Raw genomic sequence first — 17,648 nt, forward strand, 5'->3', positions numbered from 1 at the left:
CTTTTTTCAATTTAATAAATGGTTTTTATAACCACTTATTAAATTGAAAGAAGTATAAAGATTTAATCTTTATACTTTTTCATTTTGAATACTATATAACAATTCCTGGGTTATTTTTAACACCAATGATATCTGGAGTATCAACTCTTAAGTTTGCAATATGTTTTACATTTCCTAAGTAAGTTTCAACTGTTTCCCAAACTGGTTCACCTGGTGATTTAGCACCAACAGTTGACCAACCTGCTACTTTATAAGATTTACTAGCTTCAAGTTTTTTACCATTTTTAGTAAGTTGGATATCAGAAATTCTTTCACCCATCTTAGCTTTTGGATCAATTTTATAAGATATTCCACCAGTTCTTACCATATCACCACCTTGTTGGTAGAATGGATCTGCATTAAATAAGTTATCAGCAACATCTTCAAGAATATCTTTAATTCCTTGCCCTGTTATATCTCTTGCATAAGTTTCAGGATAAGTCATAGCTGTCTGTGTCATTAAATCATCAAATGTGATATCTTGACCTGGCATAACTGTTGTTCCCCATCTAAATCCTGGAGAAAGAGAAATATCTGCACCTTTTACATCAATTAATGCATCACAAATAATTTGATCCCATGAACCATTAAAGTTACCACGTCTAAATAATGTTTCTTCAGTTGTAGCAACAGTTCTATTTAAATCTTTAATATATGGTAATCGCACTTTTTCAATATAAGCTTTCATTTCTTTATCTTCAGGAACTAAATCAGAGAAGATTGGAAGAAGTGTAAATTTAAAGTCTTTGATTTTTCCATTTTGAATATCTAAATCAAGAACATTTAAGAACTTACCATTAGAACCAGCATTACAAACATATGTAGTACCATTTTCATTCTTAACAGGAACAGCTTCTGGAACACCATCATGAGTATGTCCACCCATAATAAAGTCAATACCAGTACATACTTCTGCCATTTTTTGATCAACATCAAAACCATTATGAGATAAAACAATAACAGCGTCAGGTTTTTCTTCTTCTCTTACTTGATCAACCAACTCTTGCATTCCATCATCATTAATACCAAATGTCCAATCTGGAATAAATCTTTGAGGATTTGCAATAGTAGTATAAGGGAAAGCTTGACCAATAATTGCAACTCTTGCATTACCCATTTTTTTAATTGTGTACGGTTTAAACGCGTGACCTGTATCTTCGTCATAAGCTTGCATCGCAACTTCAGTTTCTTCCATTAAGGCGTCTTCTTTTACCATAACATTTTGAGCTAAGAATTCAGCATCAAGTAATTTAACATTTTCTAAAACTTCTTCAGCTTTATATGTAAATTCCCAATGCCCAACAGCAACATCAACGCCAAGTAAGTTCATAGCACCAACCATATCTTTACCACGAGTGTAAAGAGCTGTTGCACTACCTTGCCAAGTGTCACCACCATCCATCATAAGAGTTTTTTCAGCTCCAAAATTATTTGTTAAATGATCAATTACTGTTTTAAGTTGAGCAAATCCACCTACTCTACCCATAACTTTTGCATGCTTTTCAAAGTTTACACAAGAATATGCATATTCTAATCTCTTATTACCTTTTATACCATAGTAATCTAATAGTTTATCACCAACAATATGAGGTGGTTTTCCATAATTACCATGGAAACCTAAGTTGACACTTGGTTCTCTAAAGTATACTGGTAATAATTGAGCATGAGAATCTGTCATGTGAAGAAGTCTTACATTACCAAAATTCTGTAGCTTATAGTAATCTTCTAATTTATTTGTCTCAACTGATCTAGTATGAGAGTTTGCAAACACTGGTGCAGCACCAAGTACTGACATCATATATACAAATTCTCTTCTACTTAATTTACTCATATTTTTTTCCTATTCTTTAATATAATATTATTCCCCAGATCCTACAACAGTAAAACCTAATGAAGTCCAAGCTTGCATACCACCTCTGTAGTATTTAATCTTTTCAACTGGATACCCCATTTTTAATAATGCAAATTCAGCGTTTTTAACCATACCTGGAGTTTGTCCACACCAGTAACCATTACAATATAATGCTAAAGTTTTTGCTTTTGAAAAATCTAAAGTACCATCGTCATTTTGAACAACACCCATTTCATCTTCCATCATTTCAATAGCAGTATCTTTTTCATCAAAATTTGTAAAAGGAACATTAACTGCTCCTGGAATTCTTAACTTTGCAAACCAACCTGGCTTTCTTGAATCAATAATTGCAATATTTTCATCAGTTTGAGCTTTTTTCATATACTCAATAAACTCTAATTCACCTAATGTTTCTAAACCATCAGCTAAAGAAATTGGTTGAGGAGCACCTCTAAAAGTTGTTTCATATAATGGAGAAATTTTATTAGTTTTTGATTGATTTCTCATAATTGTAAATTTTTCATCATTTAATTCCATATCAATAGATTTAACACCTTTTGAAATTGGAACATAATTATATGTAGCTTCTGCACTAAAAGCTGAACTTACTAGTAATCCAGAAAATGCAGATGCAATAAGTAATTTATTTAAAAGTTTCATTTTATTCCTTTTATTTAGTAAAAAAAAAGCCAAGAAAAAACTCTTGACTTTTTTATGTTTTTATTTAATAAATACTAAAACTAGTATTTATATCCATCTCCAGGTATTGCTAATCTCCAAGTAGATTTTGCTTCTTCAGCTTGTTGTAATGCTCTAATCGCAAATTTACAAGATCTGTGAGCTGCAAAATTAGTTTCTAATTTAGTTTTTGAAGCTTTACCTTTAAAAGTTTTTGGATTAACCATTTTAGCTTTAGTTTTAATTGCTTCTTCAACAGATGCAATTAAACCAGAGTTATTAACAGTTAATCTTCTAAATTCTAAACCTTTTTTAATAGCAATGTCATTGTATTGTTTTGCAGTTGCAATAACTTTTTCAATTCCATTAGTTTTAACGTTACAAACTTTTTCTACATCAATTTTTGAATACTTATCTTTTTCTCCATGATGATCTGCATTAGCATTAACAAATCCAAAAGATAAAAGTGCAACTGATGTAATAACTTTTAATGTAATTTTTTTCATAATTTTCACCCTTTACTTTCTGATATCTGGACCATCAACTGGTAAACCATTTGATAAGTATGACATGAAATATAATAATTCTTTCATAGTTTCTGAAGTATTTTTAGGAGGAACTTGTCCTTGATCTTTAATACATCCAGACATTCTTCTCTCTAAAGTACCTAAACCATCATTAGCTGCATTTCCAGCTGCCCATTTTAATCTATAAACTGGGAAATGCGTAGTTTGACCTAAACCTTGTGATAAAGATTCATTTCTAACTCTTTGACCTGCACCTTGAATATGACAAGTAGCACAAGAAAGGTTTAAATATCCTCTTTGAGTAAAGTAATATTCTTTTCCTCTTTCATAGGCTTCAGCAGCTTCTTTACTTTCAATTTTAATATCAACTCTTTTTTCTGCGTCTGCAGTTTCTTGAGCTAAAAATGCTTGTAAGTGAGCCATTTTACCTTTTTTCTCATTCCATTTCTTTTCACTATTAGATACTAAACACTCATTAACAGCTTGAGTTAAAGAAACAAGTTTTTTTGATTCTTGATCAAAGAATGGGTACGAACCTGCGATTGTAGTATCTGGAAAACAGTTTTTAAATGATTTTCCATTTGCAAAAGGTTCATTAAAAAGTTCTTCACCTTTTTCTACAAATTCTTCAGTTGGCGGAAATTCTTTAATTTCATCATAAGATAATCTACCATTTTTAGAAAATGCGTAACCACCTTTTGAGAATTCATCACCTTTAATTCCTTTAATAAAATTATTCTTTAACTCTTCAGTTGTAGAATATGGGAAAAAAGTACTTCTATTTTTTTCTGGATCAGAAAATTTAGCTTCAAAATATTTAGTAATATTTTCTTTATCAATTTCTGCTTGAGCATTGAAGTCTGCAGCAATAGCTGCAGTAGTAAATAAAGCAGCTAAAGTTGTAGCTTTTACAATTTTAAATAACATAATCTCTCCTTAGTTTTTCAATTACAATTTTGTAATTATTTGATTTTTGCAGAACTTACTTGAGTTTCGCCTTTTAAATCAGTCCATGTAATTACAACTTTGTCACCTTTTTCAGCGCCCTTAAATTGAAATTTTAAGTATGGATTCTTTGATAAGAATTGACTTGTTGATACTTCAAAAACAATTTTATCATTAACTGTTGCAGTTAAATATGTAATAAAGTTTACTTCTTTTTTTGCTCTTTCAGCTTCTTGATAACTTAACATTGCATGTGAAGCTAATGCTTTAACAGTTACAATACCTTTTTTTAATTTTGCTTTAATTCTAGTTTTTTTTGCCATAATATTTTTCCTTTTATTTTCTATTCATATTTTATTTATATTTTATAAGTGATTGAATTAAATCAACCTCCACATCCACCAATAGTAACTTTTACAAGTTTAGATGTAGAAACTAATTTTCCATCAACATCAGCAACAACTGTAACAGTACCTGTTTTAGCCATTTTAATTCTTACTGAATAGTCAATAATTCCATTTTCAGGAACTGTAAATACTGCAACTGCAGTTTCAGGATTAGCATCTTGGAAAATTGCTACTGTTTTTGCATTTAATTTTGTAGAAACAGTAACAGGAATAACAGCACCATTTTCTGCAATATCTGGAGCTTTTAATTTGATTTTACCTTCAGTAACTGTTGAAGTACCAAAAACTTCTTTTATAGCTTCATCTACTTTTGTTGCAGTCCATGCTTTTGGTTTTGTTTCTCTAAAGTTAATAGCACTTAAAGTTGATGGTGCCATTGAAACTGCTAATGCACCTAATCCTAAGCTTAAAAAATTTCTTCTGTTCATTTTATTTCCTTTTTATATTATTTAATTGTTTTTAAATAAGCAACTACTGCTTTAATTTGTGAATCACTTAACCAACCATTTTTACCAAAGGCAGGCATTGCTGAAATTGGATTAGTTGTATATGGGTCATATATTTTTTGATATAATAAATCATCTGGCCAATATTGTAAAGCTTGTAAAGCTGGTCCCATACTTCCTGGTCCATCTACATTTTTACCATTTGCTGAATGACAAGCTAAACAGTTACCAAGATTCTTACTCATAAAAATCTTTTCACCTTGTTTAACTAAATCTCCATTTGCAAAACTACTTGTTGCGATTAAACCACTAATAGCTGATGCTATTAGTAAACTTTTTGCTAATTTCATTAGTTCTCCTATTTTATTTACTTGAGTTAATCATGTAATCAACTACTTCTTTTAACTCTTGCTCTGTAATATCAGCTCCACCTTTAGGAGGCATCGCATTTATTCCATTTAATGCATTTGCATAAACAGTATCAATTCCTTTTGAAACAACTTCAGCCCAAGCTTCTTTGTCTCCAAGAACTGGTGCTCCAATTGCAGCATTTGCATGACAAGCACTACAACTAGCTTCATAAATTTTTGCACTCTTTGATACTTTAGCAGTTTCTTTAACTTTTGGCAAATCTTTTACTGTACTAATTACAGGATCAAAACCTACATCGATTTCAGCAGCAATACTTACAGGTTTTGGTTGCTTACAATCTTTCATACATCTAACACCTTGAGCTAAAGGACCTCTTTGTTCCTTAAGATCATTTCTGTCTGGATGAACTGGATAAAAACCATCTGGGTTATTCATTTTAACTGTATTGAAATTTTCTTTACTTAAAACGAACTCATCATCAATTAGTTCCCCACCAGCTTTGATATTATTTACAGATAATAAATAAGCAGTTAATGCATAAACTTCATTATCAGTTAAAGATTTAGGATGCGGGAATGGCATAGCAGTTTTTATGTACCAAAAAAGTGTACTTGCATAAGGCCAATAAGAACCAATAGTTTTTCTAGGACCTTCTGTTCCTTCTAAACCTAATTGATTTTTTAAACTTCCTTGACCACCTGCAAGTGTAGGATAACCACCTACTCCACCTGCACCAAAGTCACCATGACACATTGCACATTGTGATTCGTATAATTCATCACCATCTTCAACAGAACCTTCACCAACAGGTAAACCATGGCCATCTGGCATTACATCTGTATCCCAAGCTTTAATTTCATTAGCAGTTGGTGTTCTACCGTATGAACTAAAACCTTTTTTATTTTGTTCGCTTACAGCATAATCTGTATACATTCCATCTTTAACAGGATATATAACAGCACCATCGATATTCATTTTTTTATCTGCAGCAGTTGCGTTTGTTACTAAAAGTGCAGATACTACACCAATGGCTAATAATGATTTTTTAAGATCTAACATGAACATTATTTACAACTCCTTTTGATGTTACTTCCCAACCTACGATTGGATTTCTATGATAAATACCTTCTACTCCAACATTTTCAATTAATTTATCAATTGAAGGTTGAATGTGTCCTGTATCATCAATTGCTCTTGATAAAAGAACTTTTTTCTTTCCATCCCATTTAATAATATATGAGAATCTTGTCCAAGATTTTGGTAATACTAGACCTTTTAATTCGGCTTCTACCCAATTTTTACCACCATCTAAAGAGATATCAACTGTTTTAATTGTTCCTCTTCCTGACCATGCAATTCCAGATATTTCTACCATATCACCTTTTTTAAGATCAGTCCATGGAACTTCAGGACATGGTGAAGTAATAATTGAGTTTACTTCCATTGGCCAGAAGAAATTAATCGCCTTACCACTTGGTTGTAACATTGTATATTTTGAAGTTTCTTCTTTTGCATGCCATGGTTTATCAGAAAACTCTATTCTTTTAACCCATTTAACATTTAAGTTACCTTCCCAACCTGGAACTAATAATCTTACAGGATAACCTTGTTCTGGTCTTAATGGTTCACCATTTTGTCCCCAAACAAGCATTGCATCATCTAAGATTTTTTCAATTGGAAGAGTTCTACCCATTTCTGAGTTATCACTACCTTCAACTAAAGCCCATTGTGCTTCAGGTTTAAGGCCTAAGTCTTCTAAAAGAACAGAAAGTTTAACACCAGTCCATTCAGCAGAACTCATCATTCCTTTTACAAATTGTAAGTTATTAAATTGTGGTCCTCTCCATCCAGTAGATCCATTTGCAGGACACTCAATAAAGTGAATTCTAGACTCAGATGGATATCTTTTTAATTGCTCTAATGTTAAAACAATTGGTTTTTTTACTAAACCGTGAATCATAAGTCTAAATTTATTAGGATCAATTTGAGCTGTACCACCATGATTTCTTGTAAAGAATAAACCATTAGGTGTAATAATTCCCTCTTGCTGATGCAATGGAGACATTGATACAGTTGCATATCTATCACCTGAAGATAATAAATCATGAACTCTTCTTACATTATTATGTTCATAAGCAGAAGGCACACCATATGGGTACTTATCAACTTTATCACCTAACTTTGTTCCCCAATCAACATGATTAACAATATTTTCATCATCAGCTTTTAATTTTATAGGTGCTAAAACTGTAGCGGCAGTTAAAGCACTAGCTGAATAAATAGCTGTTTTTTTAAAAAAGTCTCTTCTACTAGATTTTTCTACAGAATCTACTTTTAAACTCTTTTTAGAATTTTTACTAATTTTCGTCATTTCCCCTCCTCATTTAATCTGGTATATTTAAAATACCAACTAAAACATACAATTATAGTTTTAATATCTTAATAATAAATAAATTTCTAGTATTAAAAAAACTTATTTCTAATTTATTTTTGATTTAATTTTTTATAATTAAAACTAATATTAGCTATTCTTATTTTAAAGTTATGATTATCTTATGCAAGAAATAGATATCTTATTAAATATACGATTTTAAGGGATTATTTAAATAAAATAATTTTATGTATTGATAAAAATTAATTTGGTAAAATATTCTTTACCAAATTAATTTATTTTTTTATTAAAAGGTTTTTTGCAAATTTTATTGCATCTGTAGTAATTTTTTCGCCGCTAATCATTCTAGCTATTTCATTGATTCTTTCTTCTTTTTTTAGAAGTTTTATTGTAGATATTCCATCATTTTTATCAACTAAAAAATGTTGAGAAGATACTGATGTTAATTGTGGTTGATGGGATATTGCAAAAATTTGATAAGATTTAGATAGTGTAGATAAAACATTAGCAATGGCATCACTTTCTTTTCCACTTAAATTAGCATCAATTTCATCTAAAAATAAAACACCATTATCAATAATGTCAAATTCACTCATTGATGTTAGAAGTGCCAATCTTAATCTATTATATTCCCCTGAACTAATAGTATTTAAACTAACTCCATTTAACTCAAAACTTACTTCATCAATACCATGTGAATCTAATTTTTTATTCTTAAGATTAATTTTTGCATTTGATAAGTATAAAAACTTTAGATACTTATTTATTTTTTCTTCAAGTACTACTAAACTCTTCTTTCTATAAGTAGATATTTCTTCTGCTAAATCATTTATTTCTAAAGTAATAATAGAAATTTTCTTTTCTAATATAGATTTTTCAAATGTTATATTCTCATAAGAATCTAATTCTTTTTTCTTTTCTTCTTTATATTCTAAAGCTTCAGCTATTGAACCAAATCTTTTTTGTAAAGAAGAAAGTTTTTCAATTCTTGTAAGAACAGTTTCTATATCGATATCTTCTAATTCATATAATGAATCATTAAATTTTTCAAATATATTATTAAGTTCATTCATTGTTTCATCAAAAAAACTAGAATCTTCTTCCAAAAGCTCTAAACTATTAGAAACACTTTGCCTAAAATTTAAGATTTCTGATGCACTTTTGATTGCATCTTCAATTTTTTCTTTTTTTGATAGTTTTCTTTTTAATAAATTTAATTCTTCATACTCATCAATACTAGGGTTTATTGCTTCAATTTTTTCAATTTCAAACTTGCTAAACTCTTTTAAATCTTCAATTTTTAATTCATCTTCAATAATTTTATTTAAATCTTTTTGAAGCTTACTAGCTTCTTTGAATAATAAATCAAATTTTTCTTTTTTCGAAGAAAAATCTTTATAATCTTTGTAACACACTTTATCAAGGAAGTTTAATAGTTTTACACTTTCAAAATCAGAAGTATCTCTTAAATTTAAATGCTTAATTAATTTAGAAGAGAAAGTATTTAGGTTTTTTTTAGAAATAGTTTGATTATTGATAAAAAATCTTACTTTTTCTTTTTTTATAGTTTTAATTACAATATCATCATTACTTTGTAAATCATATAATTCATCGCTAATTTTTGAATCACTGATTAAAACTTCACCTAAACTGGCTTTCACATCACTAAGAGCAAATAAAGATAAAATTGCCTGCATTAATATAGATTTACCTGCACCACTTGGACCGGTAAATACATTTAAACCTGTATTAAATTCTAAATCTATTTCTTTAAAAGACAAACAATCTTTTATATAAATTCTATTAATCATAAAATTAATTTCCCCATCTTAATTTTTCACTTAATACATCAAAATAGTTTCTTTCACATCTGTGAATCATTTTTGCATTTTGTTTTGCTATTTTAATTTTTATTGAATCGTTTTCCTCTAATTCATATATATCTTGACCATCTGCAATTACTACAGCACCTTGAGAATCTGTAATTGTAAACTCTATCTCAAAATCTGCAGGCATTACTAATGGTCTTTGTGTTAGAGAATGAGGGGCAACAGGAGTTACCAGAAAAGCCTCTGTTAAAGGATATAAGATAGGACCTCCAACTGATAAATTATACGCAGTAGAACCTGTAGGCGTAGATATAATTATCCCATCACCATAATATGAGTTAAAATGTTTATCATCGATTTTTGCATCAATTTTTATCATAGAAGAAATAGATTTTCTTGTAATTACAATATCATTAAATGCAACAAAACTATTTAAATTTAATGTACCTTCTATTAACATTCGACTATCTATTCTATAATTTTTATTAGTAAAATTTTTTAAAAAGTTTTCAATTTCATTCATAGAAATATCTGTTAAAAAACCTAATGTACCTAGATTTATACCTAATACAGGTTTTTTATAATTATAAGATTTTCGTACCACTGATAATAAAGTACCATCTCCACCCACAGAAACTAAAAAATCAATTTTTTCGCATAATTCATCTAATTGAAGACCTTTTTTATTAATCATTTTTGCAGAATTATTTTCTAAAAAAACTTCTATATTATATTTTTCAAATATTGATTTTATATTCTCATATATTGGTTTTAATTCTGGACTTGAAGGTCTTAGTATTATTCCTGCTTTTGAAAAAGAAGTGAGTAGTTCATTGCTTTTATTTAATCTCAAGTTTACCTCTATATATATGTATTTATACAATAGTATATAATAAGTTCTTTTAAGATTAATGTATATATTACAATTTGTTATATTTTAATTAAAAATTGAACAAAAAAAAAGCTTTGCCAAAAGGCAAAGCTTTTTAGAGATTTGAATATTACAGTTGTTTTATTCAGACCTTTGTCGTTCAATTACGAAATCAAAGATTTCTATTGAACAAGACAAAGCTCGTTTATTTAACGCTATTAACCATTTCTCTTTTTAATAATTTCATCAGAAACATTTTTAGGAACGTCCATGTAGTTATCAAAAATCATTGAGTAAGTTGCTCTACCTTGAGACATAGATCTTAAGTCTGTAGAGTAACCGAACATTTCAGCTAATGGAATCATTGCTACAACTAGTTTAACACCAGCTCTGTCATCCATAGATTGAACTTGTCCTCTTCTTTTGTTAACGTCACCAATAACGTCACCCATATAATCTTCAGGAGTTTCAATCTCAACTTTCATAATTGGTTCAAGAATTACAGGTTGTGCAGCAGCACTTCTACATCCTTGTTTGAATCCCATTGAAGCAGCTAATTTAAACGCCATTTCAGATGAATCAACATCATGGTAAGAACCATCATATAAATCAACTGAAATATTAACTAATGGATAACCAGCTAAGATACCACCAGCCATAGCTTCTTGACAACCTTTATCAACAGCAGGAACGTATTCTTTTGGAACAGATCCACCTTTGATAGATGATGTAAAGATATAGTTCTCTTCAGAGTCAGCAGGCATTGGAGTAATTGTTAAGTATACGTGACCGTATTGACCTTTACCACCAGATTGTTTAGCGTATTTGTACTCTTGTTTAACTGCATTTTTAATAGTTTCTCTATATGCAACTTGAGGAGCACCAACTTCAGCTTCAACTGCGAATTCTCTTTTCATTCTATCAACAAGAATTTCAAGGTGTAATTCACCCATTCCTGAAATAATAGTTTGTCCAGATTCTTCATCAGTAGCAACTCTGAATGATGGATCTTCTTGAGCTAATTTTCCTAATGCAATACCCATTTTTTCTTGGTCAGCTTTAGTTTTTGGCTCAACTGCAACAGAAATAACTGGTTCTGGGAAATCCATTCTTTCTAAGATAACTGGATCTACATCAGAAGCTAATGTATCACCTGTAATTGTCGATTTTAAACCAACAACTGCACCGATTTCACCAGCATATAATTCAGTAACTTCTTCTCTTTTGATAGCATGCATTTTTAAAAGTCTACCAATTCTTTCTTTTTTCATCTTAGTTGAGTTCATTACATAAGTACCAGACTTAAGAACACCTCTATAGATTCTTGTGAAAGTTAATTGTCCAACAAATGGATCTGTCATAATTTTAAATGCAAGTCCTGCAACTTCACCGTTATCAGTAGAAGGTACAATTACAGCTTCACCATCTTGAGTTTCACCTTTAATGTCTTCAACTTCTAATGGAGATGGTAAATACATAGCAACTGCGTCAAGTAAAGTTTGAACACCTTTGTTTTTAAATGCAGTACCACAAGTCATTGGAGTAACTGTCATATTAAGACAACCTTTTTTAAGACCTCCAACAATTTCATCTTCAGTTAATTCTTCACCCTCAAGATATTTTTCCATTAATGCATCGTCAGCTTCAGCAGCTGCTTCAACCATTTTTTCTCTATATTCTTCAGCTTTTTCTTGTAATTCAGCAGGAATATCTTCAACGTGGTAATTAGAACCCATTGCAGCATCTTGATCCCAAACAATAGCTTTCATTTGTACTAAATCAACAACACCTTGGAAGTTTTCTTCAGCACCAATAGGAATTTGAATTGGAATAGCATTAGATTTTAATCTTTCATTAACTTGAGATTCAACGTTAAAGAAATCTGCACCAGTTCTATCCATTTTGTTAACAAAAATCATTCTTGGAACTCTATATTTGTTTGCTTGTCTCCAAACAGTTTCAGATTGTGGTTGAACCCCACCAACTGAACAGAATACAGCAACAGCACCATCAAGTACTCTCATAGATCTTTCAACTTCAATAGTAAAGTCAACGTGACCTGGAGTATCAATAATGTTAATCATTAATTCTTCGTTAGTCTTTGGGTGAGTCCAGTTACAAGTAGTAGCAGCAGAAGTAATTGTAATACCTCTTTCTTGCTCTTGCTCCATCCAGTCCATAGTTGCAGCTCCATCATGAACCTCACCAATTTTGTGCTCAACACCTGTATAAAATAAAATTCTTTCAGTTGTTGTAGTTTTACCTGCATCAATGTGTGCAGCAATACCGATGTTTCTAAGTCTGTTAAGTGGTGTTTTTCTTGCCATTTTAATTCCCTACCATCTGTAGTGAGCAAATGCTTTATTAGCTTCTGCCATTCTATGCATATCTTCTTTCTTCTTGAATGATGCACCTCTATCATTAGCACATTCGAATAATTCGTTTGCTAATCTTTCTACCATAGTTCTTTCATTTCTTTTTCTAGCAGCGTCAACTAACCATCTAAGAGCTAAAGTTTGTCTTCTTACAGGTCTAACTTCAACAGGAACTTGATATGTTGCTCCACCAACTCTTCTAGATTTAACTTCTAAAAGTGGCTTAACATTTTCGATAGCTTTTTCAAATACTTCAATACCAGATTCTTCACCTCTAGCATCTAAGTTTGCAATTGCACCATACATAATTTTTTGTGCAGTAGATTTTCTACCGTCTAACATTACTGTATTAATAAATTTTGTGATCACTTTACTATTGTAGATAGGATCAGCCATTACTTCTCTAACTGGAGCTTTTCTTCTTCTCATTTTATTATCCTTCTACTTATTTCTTTGGTTTCTTAGTACCATACTTAGATCTTGCAACAGTTCTGTTTGCAACACCAGCTGTATCTAAGGCACCTCTAACAACGTGATACTTAACACCAGGTAAATCTTTAACTCTACCCCCTCTTACTAACACAATCGAGTGTTCTTGAAGGTTGTGACCCTCTCCACCGATGTATGAAATAACTTCAAAACCAGTAGTTAATCTAACTTTTGCAACTTTTCTTAAAGCCGAGTTTGGTTTCTTTGGTGTAGTAGTATATACTCTTGTACATACTCCTCTTCTTTGTGGACATTTGTCAAGTGCAGGTGATTTTGATTTCTTAATCACTCTTTTTCGCTCTTTTCTAACAAGTTGATTGATAGTTGGCATTCTTTCCCTTTGTATGTTGTAGAGTAATCTATAATATAATTTATGTAAGACTCTCTATTAAATTTGGTTAGAGCAATTAAAGCAATGCTCATGCTTCTCGTTTGACTTCAACATGCAGTTGAAACGATACTTCCATTCTAGAGAAACAATTAGGTTTTCTAAAAAGTTACGGATTATACTGAAGTAATTCTTAATATTTGGTTAGAAGAGATATTTACAATATCTCTTGAACACGTCCAACATCACCAGTAGTTGTTCTTACTTTTATTCCATGAGGGTGAGTTGGAGAATTAGTTAAAATATTTTTTACAATACCTTCTGTTAATTTTCCAGATCTTTGGTCTTGTTTTAAAACTATTTTAACTTTAAGACCTTGTTTAACGTTTATTCTTTTTTTTCCATCCATCTTGTATTCCTAAGCTTTGTAAGTTAATGCTTCTTTTGCAAACTCAATATTATAAAAATAAACTATTTTAAACATTAAATCAATTTTTGTATTTTTAGCTTCACTTGAATCAAGAATATTAAAATTAAACCCATGTCCATCTTTTTCATCATTTGAAGAAATTGAAATAGTAACTGGTTTTAAAGCTCTCATCATATTCATAGTTGCCTTATAATCTTTTGGGTTTAAACCATTAATAATATCACCATCTTTTTCTTCTTTTCTCATTGCAGAGAATAAAGTTGTTAATGTATCTTTAAAAATTGATTTACCCCAAGTAATCTTTCCTTTTTTATAATGGAAAGCTGCACTTTTATTTAATAATGAACTTGGTTTTTCAGCTCTAATATCTTCAATCATTTGAAGAAAAAAGTTCATTCCTCCAATACTATTTGCTTTATTAGTTAATTCATCATGTAATGATTTTTTTGTTTCTAAATCTAATTCACTAAATCTCATATTACTCCAATTGTTTTTATATGTGGAAGTATATCTAATAAATACTATTTTAACTATCGGTAAGAAGACTTTGAGTTTTTTATATCAACATTATAAAAACCATTTTGAGATAAAAATATTTTTACTTCTTCATCAATAAATTTATTTTTAGGTCCTTTTATTATTTCAACAATTGAATTCATATTTTTTGTATTTTCATTTATATCTAATTCAAAATATGGAATTAGATTCCCACAAACTGAGCGAAACTTCATATCTGAGATATTATCTTTAAATATATATTTCTCATTTTCTTTATCATCAATTATAATTGGATTGTGAATTAACCTTACTTCTTGTTCTTCTTTAAAAAGTTCATTTTTTGATCTTGCTGATAAGTTGTTGATTTCTATAATTATATTTGAGCATGTCTCTTTGAAATGTTGTGAGTTAATATCTACTTTAGCATCTAAATCATCTAAGGGTTGTAAAATTAAATCAATTGTTTTTTCTTGTTCTATTTCATCATATAAAACTTCTGAAGGATGAATCAATTTATTATTTTTAAAATAATCTTCATTAAAGCCAATTGCAACTCCAAAACCATCATTTGCATATGCTCTCCATTGACTTAATAAATCAGAACCTTTGGAAAAAGAACCTATGTAAACATTTGGTAGTTGCTTAAAGTATAACTCTTCAAAAGCTTTGTAGATTGAAAAATTGTTTTTAGTGATTGAATTTTGAAGTTTTTTTGCTAATTTATCTTTAATCCAATGTATTTCTTTATAGTCATTTAAATTATAAACAGAACTTAACCATAGAATTTTATCTTCAATAATTGCTTTAAACGACTCAACATTACAATAATGATAGATGATATTTCCCAAATTAAACTCCTATATATCTTTAGATAAATTTGCTAACTTTATAGTAAATTCAGCGCCTGTATATTCAATTCCTTCATATTCAAAAGTTTCATTTTTTACTTCAATTGATCCATTTAAATGTGCTCTTACAATCTCTTCACTCATATATAAACCAATACCTGTACCTTTTGATTTATGTTTTGTTGTAAAGTATGGTTCAAATACCCTATCAATTATGTCTAAAGGAATACCTTTTGCATTATCTTTTATTTTAATTACTACATTGTTTTCATCTGTAGATACATTTATAAATACATATCTTTTTTGTTCACTAGTATTTAATAATGCATCTCTTGAGTTATTAAATATATTAATTAGGACTTGAATTAATTCATTTTCAATTGATATAGTTTCAATATCTTCAATATCTTTAATAACCATAATTTCATTTGCTTTAAATTGAGCAGTAAGTAAGGTAAGTGTTTTATCTATTGTATTTAAAATTTTAAATTCTGCAATTTTATTATTAGTAGGATTAAAGAAACTTCTGAAGTCTTCAATAGTATGAGACAAGTATTGCGCTGAAGAGTTAATAGTATCTAAAGAAGAGTACAATTGTTCATCACTTAAAGAATCCAATTCTTTTTGCAATTTACTTCCTGTTGCACACGTAGTTATTGTTGATAAAGGTTGTCTCCATTGATGCGCAATATTTCCAAGCATTTCACCCATTGCAGCCATTTTACTTTGATTATAAATAATCTTTTCTTGCTCTTGAATTGATAATAATGTTTCTTTTCTAATTGTAATATCTTGAACCGTTCCAAGTGTTCCAATATGTATGTTATTATGATCATAAGAGTGTTCTGCTCTTTCTATTACATATTTAATTCGTCCATCATTAAAAAGTAGCCTATGCTCAAAATAGTACTCTTCTTTATTTTGAACACTATTTTGAAATTTAGATTGTAATTCTTCTCTATCATCTGGATGAACGATGCTAAGAAAATCATCAAATGATAAATCATGATCCAAACTAACTTCAAAGATATGATAAACTTCATTTGACCAAACTAAACTATCATTGTTATTGCTTTGTTCCCAACTTCCAATTTTTGCTTGTGCTTGTGCTTTATTTAGAATCTTATTTTGTCTACTTAATGTTTCTTTATAATTATTAAATAAACCTTCAAAATATCTTGAAATAAAATGTGAAATAATAAGTAGTAAAATTGTAATAATCAGAGAACTAATAAATATTGTTTTGAGATTTTCGGCAAATTTATTTTCTAAATTTTGAATTCTTTTATCAATAGATACTTTTGCACTTTCTAAATCAAAAGACAATCCTATAAGAAAATTTAGAGTATCAACCTTTTTTAAATAAGTGTATTCTATATTTCCATCTTTTTGTTTTTTATTTATAAAATTATCATCTTTATTTGATGTTATAAATTCATTTAAATCATCTATTTTCTTTGATTTATATTCTTTAGATTTACTATATTTAGTATTATAGCTTACTAGTACATTTTCATCATAATCTATAACAAAAGCTGCAGAATCATTATGATAATTTAAAATACTAATATGTGTTAATATTTTATCTTTTGTTATACTAATAAAATCTTCTACATACTCACCAGTTCCAACAAACCAATCATATGGCTCAAACTTTTTTATAAAACCAATTTTTTCATATTCTTTAATATCATTTTTTACTTTATTAAAATACCAATTTTGAAAACCTTCTTTATTTTGACTTTTTGCAATATCAATAGATTCTTGTACTATATATGTGCCATTTATATCTTGTGCATTAAAGAAATTTTTTCCTTCTCTTTGTGATTGTATTGGATGAAAAATATTAGTTCCATCTAATTCATATATAAAGAAATATCCCCTATTTTGATTAAAACGTATGTCTTTTAAAGCACTTTTAATTAAATCTTTTATTTCATTTTTTGTTTTTGTATTTTTATATGTTTTATAAATAGAACTCATAATATCATGAGCATTGTATACTTGAGTTTGAATAGTTTTTTTTAATTCATTTTTCGATAATGAAAGTTCTTTTTTAATATATTCATTTATAGAATTAATATTTGATTCAACAATTATTCTATTTTCTTCAATATATTTTTCTTGTATAGATTTTCTATCATCTTGTAGGTTGTCATAATGATTTATTGACATAAAATATGTTAGCAGTATTGACAATATTATAATTAATGTTAAAGGTAAAAACCTAATTAAGAATAATATTAATCGTTCTCTTTGAAGTTCCAAAAACACTCCTTTATATCTTATGTATTAATATACTAGCATAAAACAAATAAAGAT

The 17,648-nt window shown here is 29.0% G+C and carries 18 protein-coding genes; all 18 read right to left on the minus strand.

Features of this window, described 5'->3' with window-relative positions; genetic code table 11:
* Nucleotides 1-91 precede the first annotated feature (91 nt).
* Nucleotides 92-1,870, minus strand: a complete 1,779-nt coding sequence (gene soxB, locus LPB137_RS11500; protein WP_076088203.1) for a thiosulfohydrolase SoxB — start codon at nucleotides 1,868-1,870, stop codon at nucleotides 92-94.
* A gap of 27 nt (nucleotides 1,871-1,897) precedes the next feature.
* Nucleotides 1,898-2,551 (minus strand): rhodanese-like domain-containing protein, encoded by a 654-nt coding sequence (locus tag LPB137_RS11505; RefSeq protein WP_076088205.1) that lies wholly within the window; start codon nucleotides 2,549-2,551, stop codon nucleotides 1,898-1,900.
* 80 nt (nucleotides 2,552-2,631) lie between these two features.
* Nucleotides 2,632-3,075, minus strand: a complete 444-nt coding sequence (locus tag LPB137_RS11510) for a hypothetical protein (protein ID WP_076088208.1) — start codon at nucleotides 3,073-3,075, stop codon at nucleotides 2,632-2,634.
* 12 nt (nucleotides 3,076-3,087) lie between these two features.
* Nucleotides 3,088-4,023, minus strand: a complete 936-nt coding sequence (gene soxA, locus LPB137_RS11515) for a sulfur oxidation c-type cytochrome SoxA (protein ID WP_076088211.1) — start codon at nucleotides 4,021-4,023, stop codon at nucleotides 3,088-3,090.
* A 35-nt stretch (nucleotides 4,024-4,058) separates the two neighbouring features.
* Nucleotides 4,059-4,364, minus strand: coding sequence for a thiosulfate oxidation carrier complex protein SoxZ (gene soxZ, locus LPB137_RS11520; RefSeq protein WP_076088213.1), 306 nt, complete (start codon nucleotides 4,362-4,364; stop codon nucleotides 4,059-4,061).
* A 62-nt stretch (nucleotides 4,365-4,426) separates the two neighbouring features.
* Nucleotides 4,427-4,876: a thiosulfate oxidation carrier protein SoxY gene (gene soxY / locus LPB137_RS11525; protein ID WP_076088216.1), complete on the minus strand. Its 450-nt coding sequence runs from the start codon at nucleotides 4,874-4,876 to the stop codon at nucleotides 4,427-4,429.
* Nucleotides 4,877-4,893: 17 nt separating this feature from the next.
* A complete protein-coding gene (gene soxX, locus LPB137_RS11530) occupies nucleotides 4,894-5,244 on the minus strand; it encodes a sulfur oxidation c-type cytochrome SoxX (protein ID WP_076088218.1) in 351 nt (116 codons plus the stop codon).
* Nucleotides 5,245-5,257: 13 nt separating this feature from the next.
* Nucleotides 5,258-6,331, minus strand: coding sequence for a c-type cytochrome (locus LPB137_RS11535; RefSeq protein ID WP_076088220.1), 1,074 nt, complete (start codon nucleotides 6,329-6,331; stop codon nucleotides 5,258-5,260).
* Complete coding sequence (soxC, locus tag LPB137_RS11540) at nucleotides 6,312-7,637, minus strand: sulfite dehydrogenase (RefSeq protein ID WP_076088222.1); 1,326 nt, start codon at nucleotides 7,635-7,637, stop codon at nucleotides 6,312-6,314. Before soxC ends, LPB137_RS11535 begins: the two co-directional genes overlap by 20 nt.
* A 296-nt stretch (nucleotides 7,638-7,933) precedes the next feature.
* Nucleotides 7,934-9,469, minus strand: coding sequence for an AAA family ATPase (locus LPB137_RS11545; RefSeq protein ID WP_076088224.1), 1,536 nt, complete (start codon nucleotides 9,467-9,469; stop codon nucleotides 7,934-7,936).
* 4 nt (nucleotides 9,470-9,473) lie between these two features.
* Nucleotides 9,474-10,340: an NAD(+)/NADH kinase gene (locus LPB137_RS11550; protein WP_076088226.1), complete on the minus strand. Its 867-nt coding sequence runs from the start codon at nucleotides 10,338-10,340 to the stop codon at nucleotides 9,474-9,476.
* A 236-nt stretch (nucleotides 10,341-10,576) separates the two neighbouring features.
* On the minus strand, nucleotides 10,577-12,685 hold the full coding sequence (fusA, locus tag LPB137_RS11555; RefSeq protein ID WP_076088228.1) for an elongation factor G: 2,109 nt from the start codon (nucleotides 12,683-12,685) through the stop codon (nucleotides 10,577-10,579).
* A 9-nt stretch (nucleotides 12,686-12,694) separates the two neighbouring features.
* Nucleotides 12,695-13,162 carry a 30S ribosomal protein S7 gene (rpsG, locus tag LPB137_RS11560; RefSeq protein ID WP_076088230.1) on the minus strand — a complete coding sequence of 156 codons (468 nt, stop codon included), beginning with the start codon at nucleotides 13,160-13,162 and terminating at the stop codon, nucleotides 12,695-12,697.
* Between the two features lie 16 nt (nucleotides 13,163-13,178).
* Nucleotides 13,179-13,553 (minus strand): 30S ribosomal protein S12, encoded by a 375-nt coding sequence (rpsL, locus tag LPB137_RS11565; RefSeq protein ID WP_076088232.1) that lies wholly within the window; start codon nucleotides 13,551-13,553, stop codon nucleotides 13,179-13,181.
* Between the two features lie 214 nt (nucleotides 13,554-13,767).
* The gene (locus LPB137_RS11570) at nucleotides 13,768-13,959 is read right to left on the minus strand and encodes a YwbE family protein (RefSeq protein WP_076088234.1); all 192 of its coding nucleotides are present in this window, start codon (nucleotides 13,957-13,959) and stop codon (nucleotides 13,768-13,770) included.
* Between the two features lie 9 nt (nucleotides 13,960-13,968).
* Nucleotides 13,969-14,457 carry a hypothetical protein gene (locus LPB137_RS11575; protein ID WP_076088236.1) on the minus strand — a complete coding sequence of 163 codons (489 nt, stop codon included), beginning with the start codon at nucleotides 14,455-14,457 and terminating at the stop codon, nucleotides 13,969-13,971.
* 53 nt (nucleotides 14,458-14,510) lie between these two features.
* Complete coding sequence (locus LPB137_RS11580) at nucleotides 14,511-15,326, minus strand: DUF2971 domain-containing protein (protein ID WP_076088238.1); 816 nt, start codon at nucleotides 15,324-15,326, stop codon at nucleotides 14,511-14,513.
* Between the two features lie 9 nt (nucleotides 15,327-15,335).
* Entirely contained in the window at nucleotides 15,336-17,594 is a 2,259-nt protein-coding gene (locus LPB137_RS11585; RefSeq protein WP_076088240.1) for a cache domain-containing protein, read from the minus strand.
* Nucleotides 17,595-17,648 lie beyond the last annotated feature (54 nt).

Source organism: Poseidonibacter parvus, assembly GCF_001956695.1.
In the GTDB taxonomy this organism is placed as follows: Bacteria; Campylobacterota; Campylobacteria; order Campylobacterales; family Arcobacteraceae; genus Poseidonibacter; species Poseidonibacter parvus.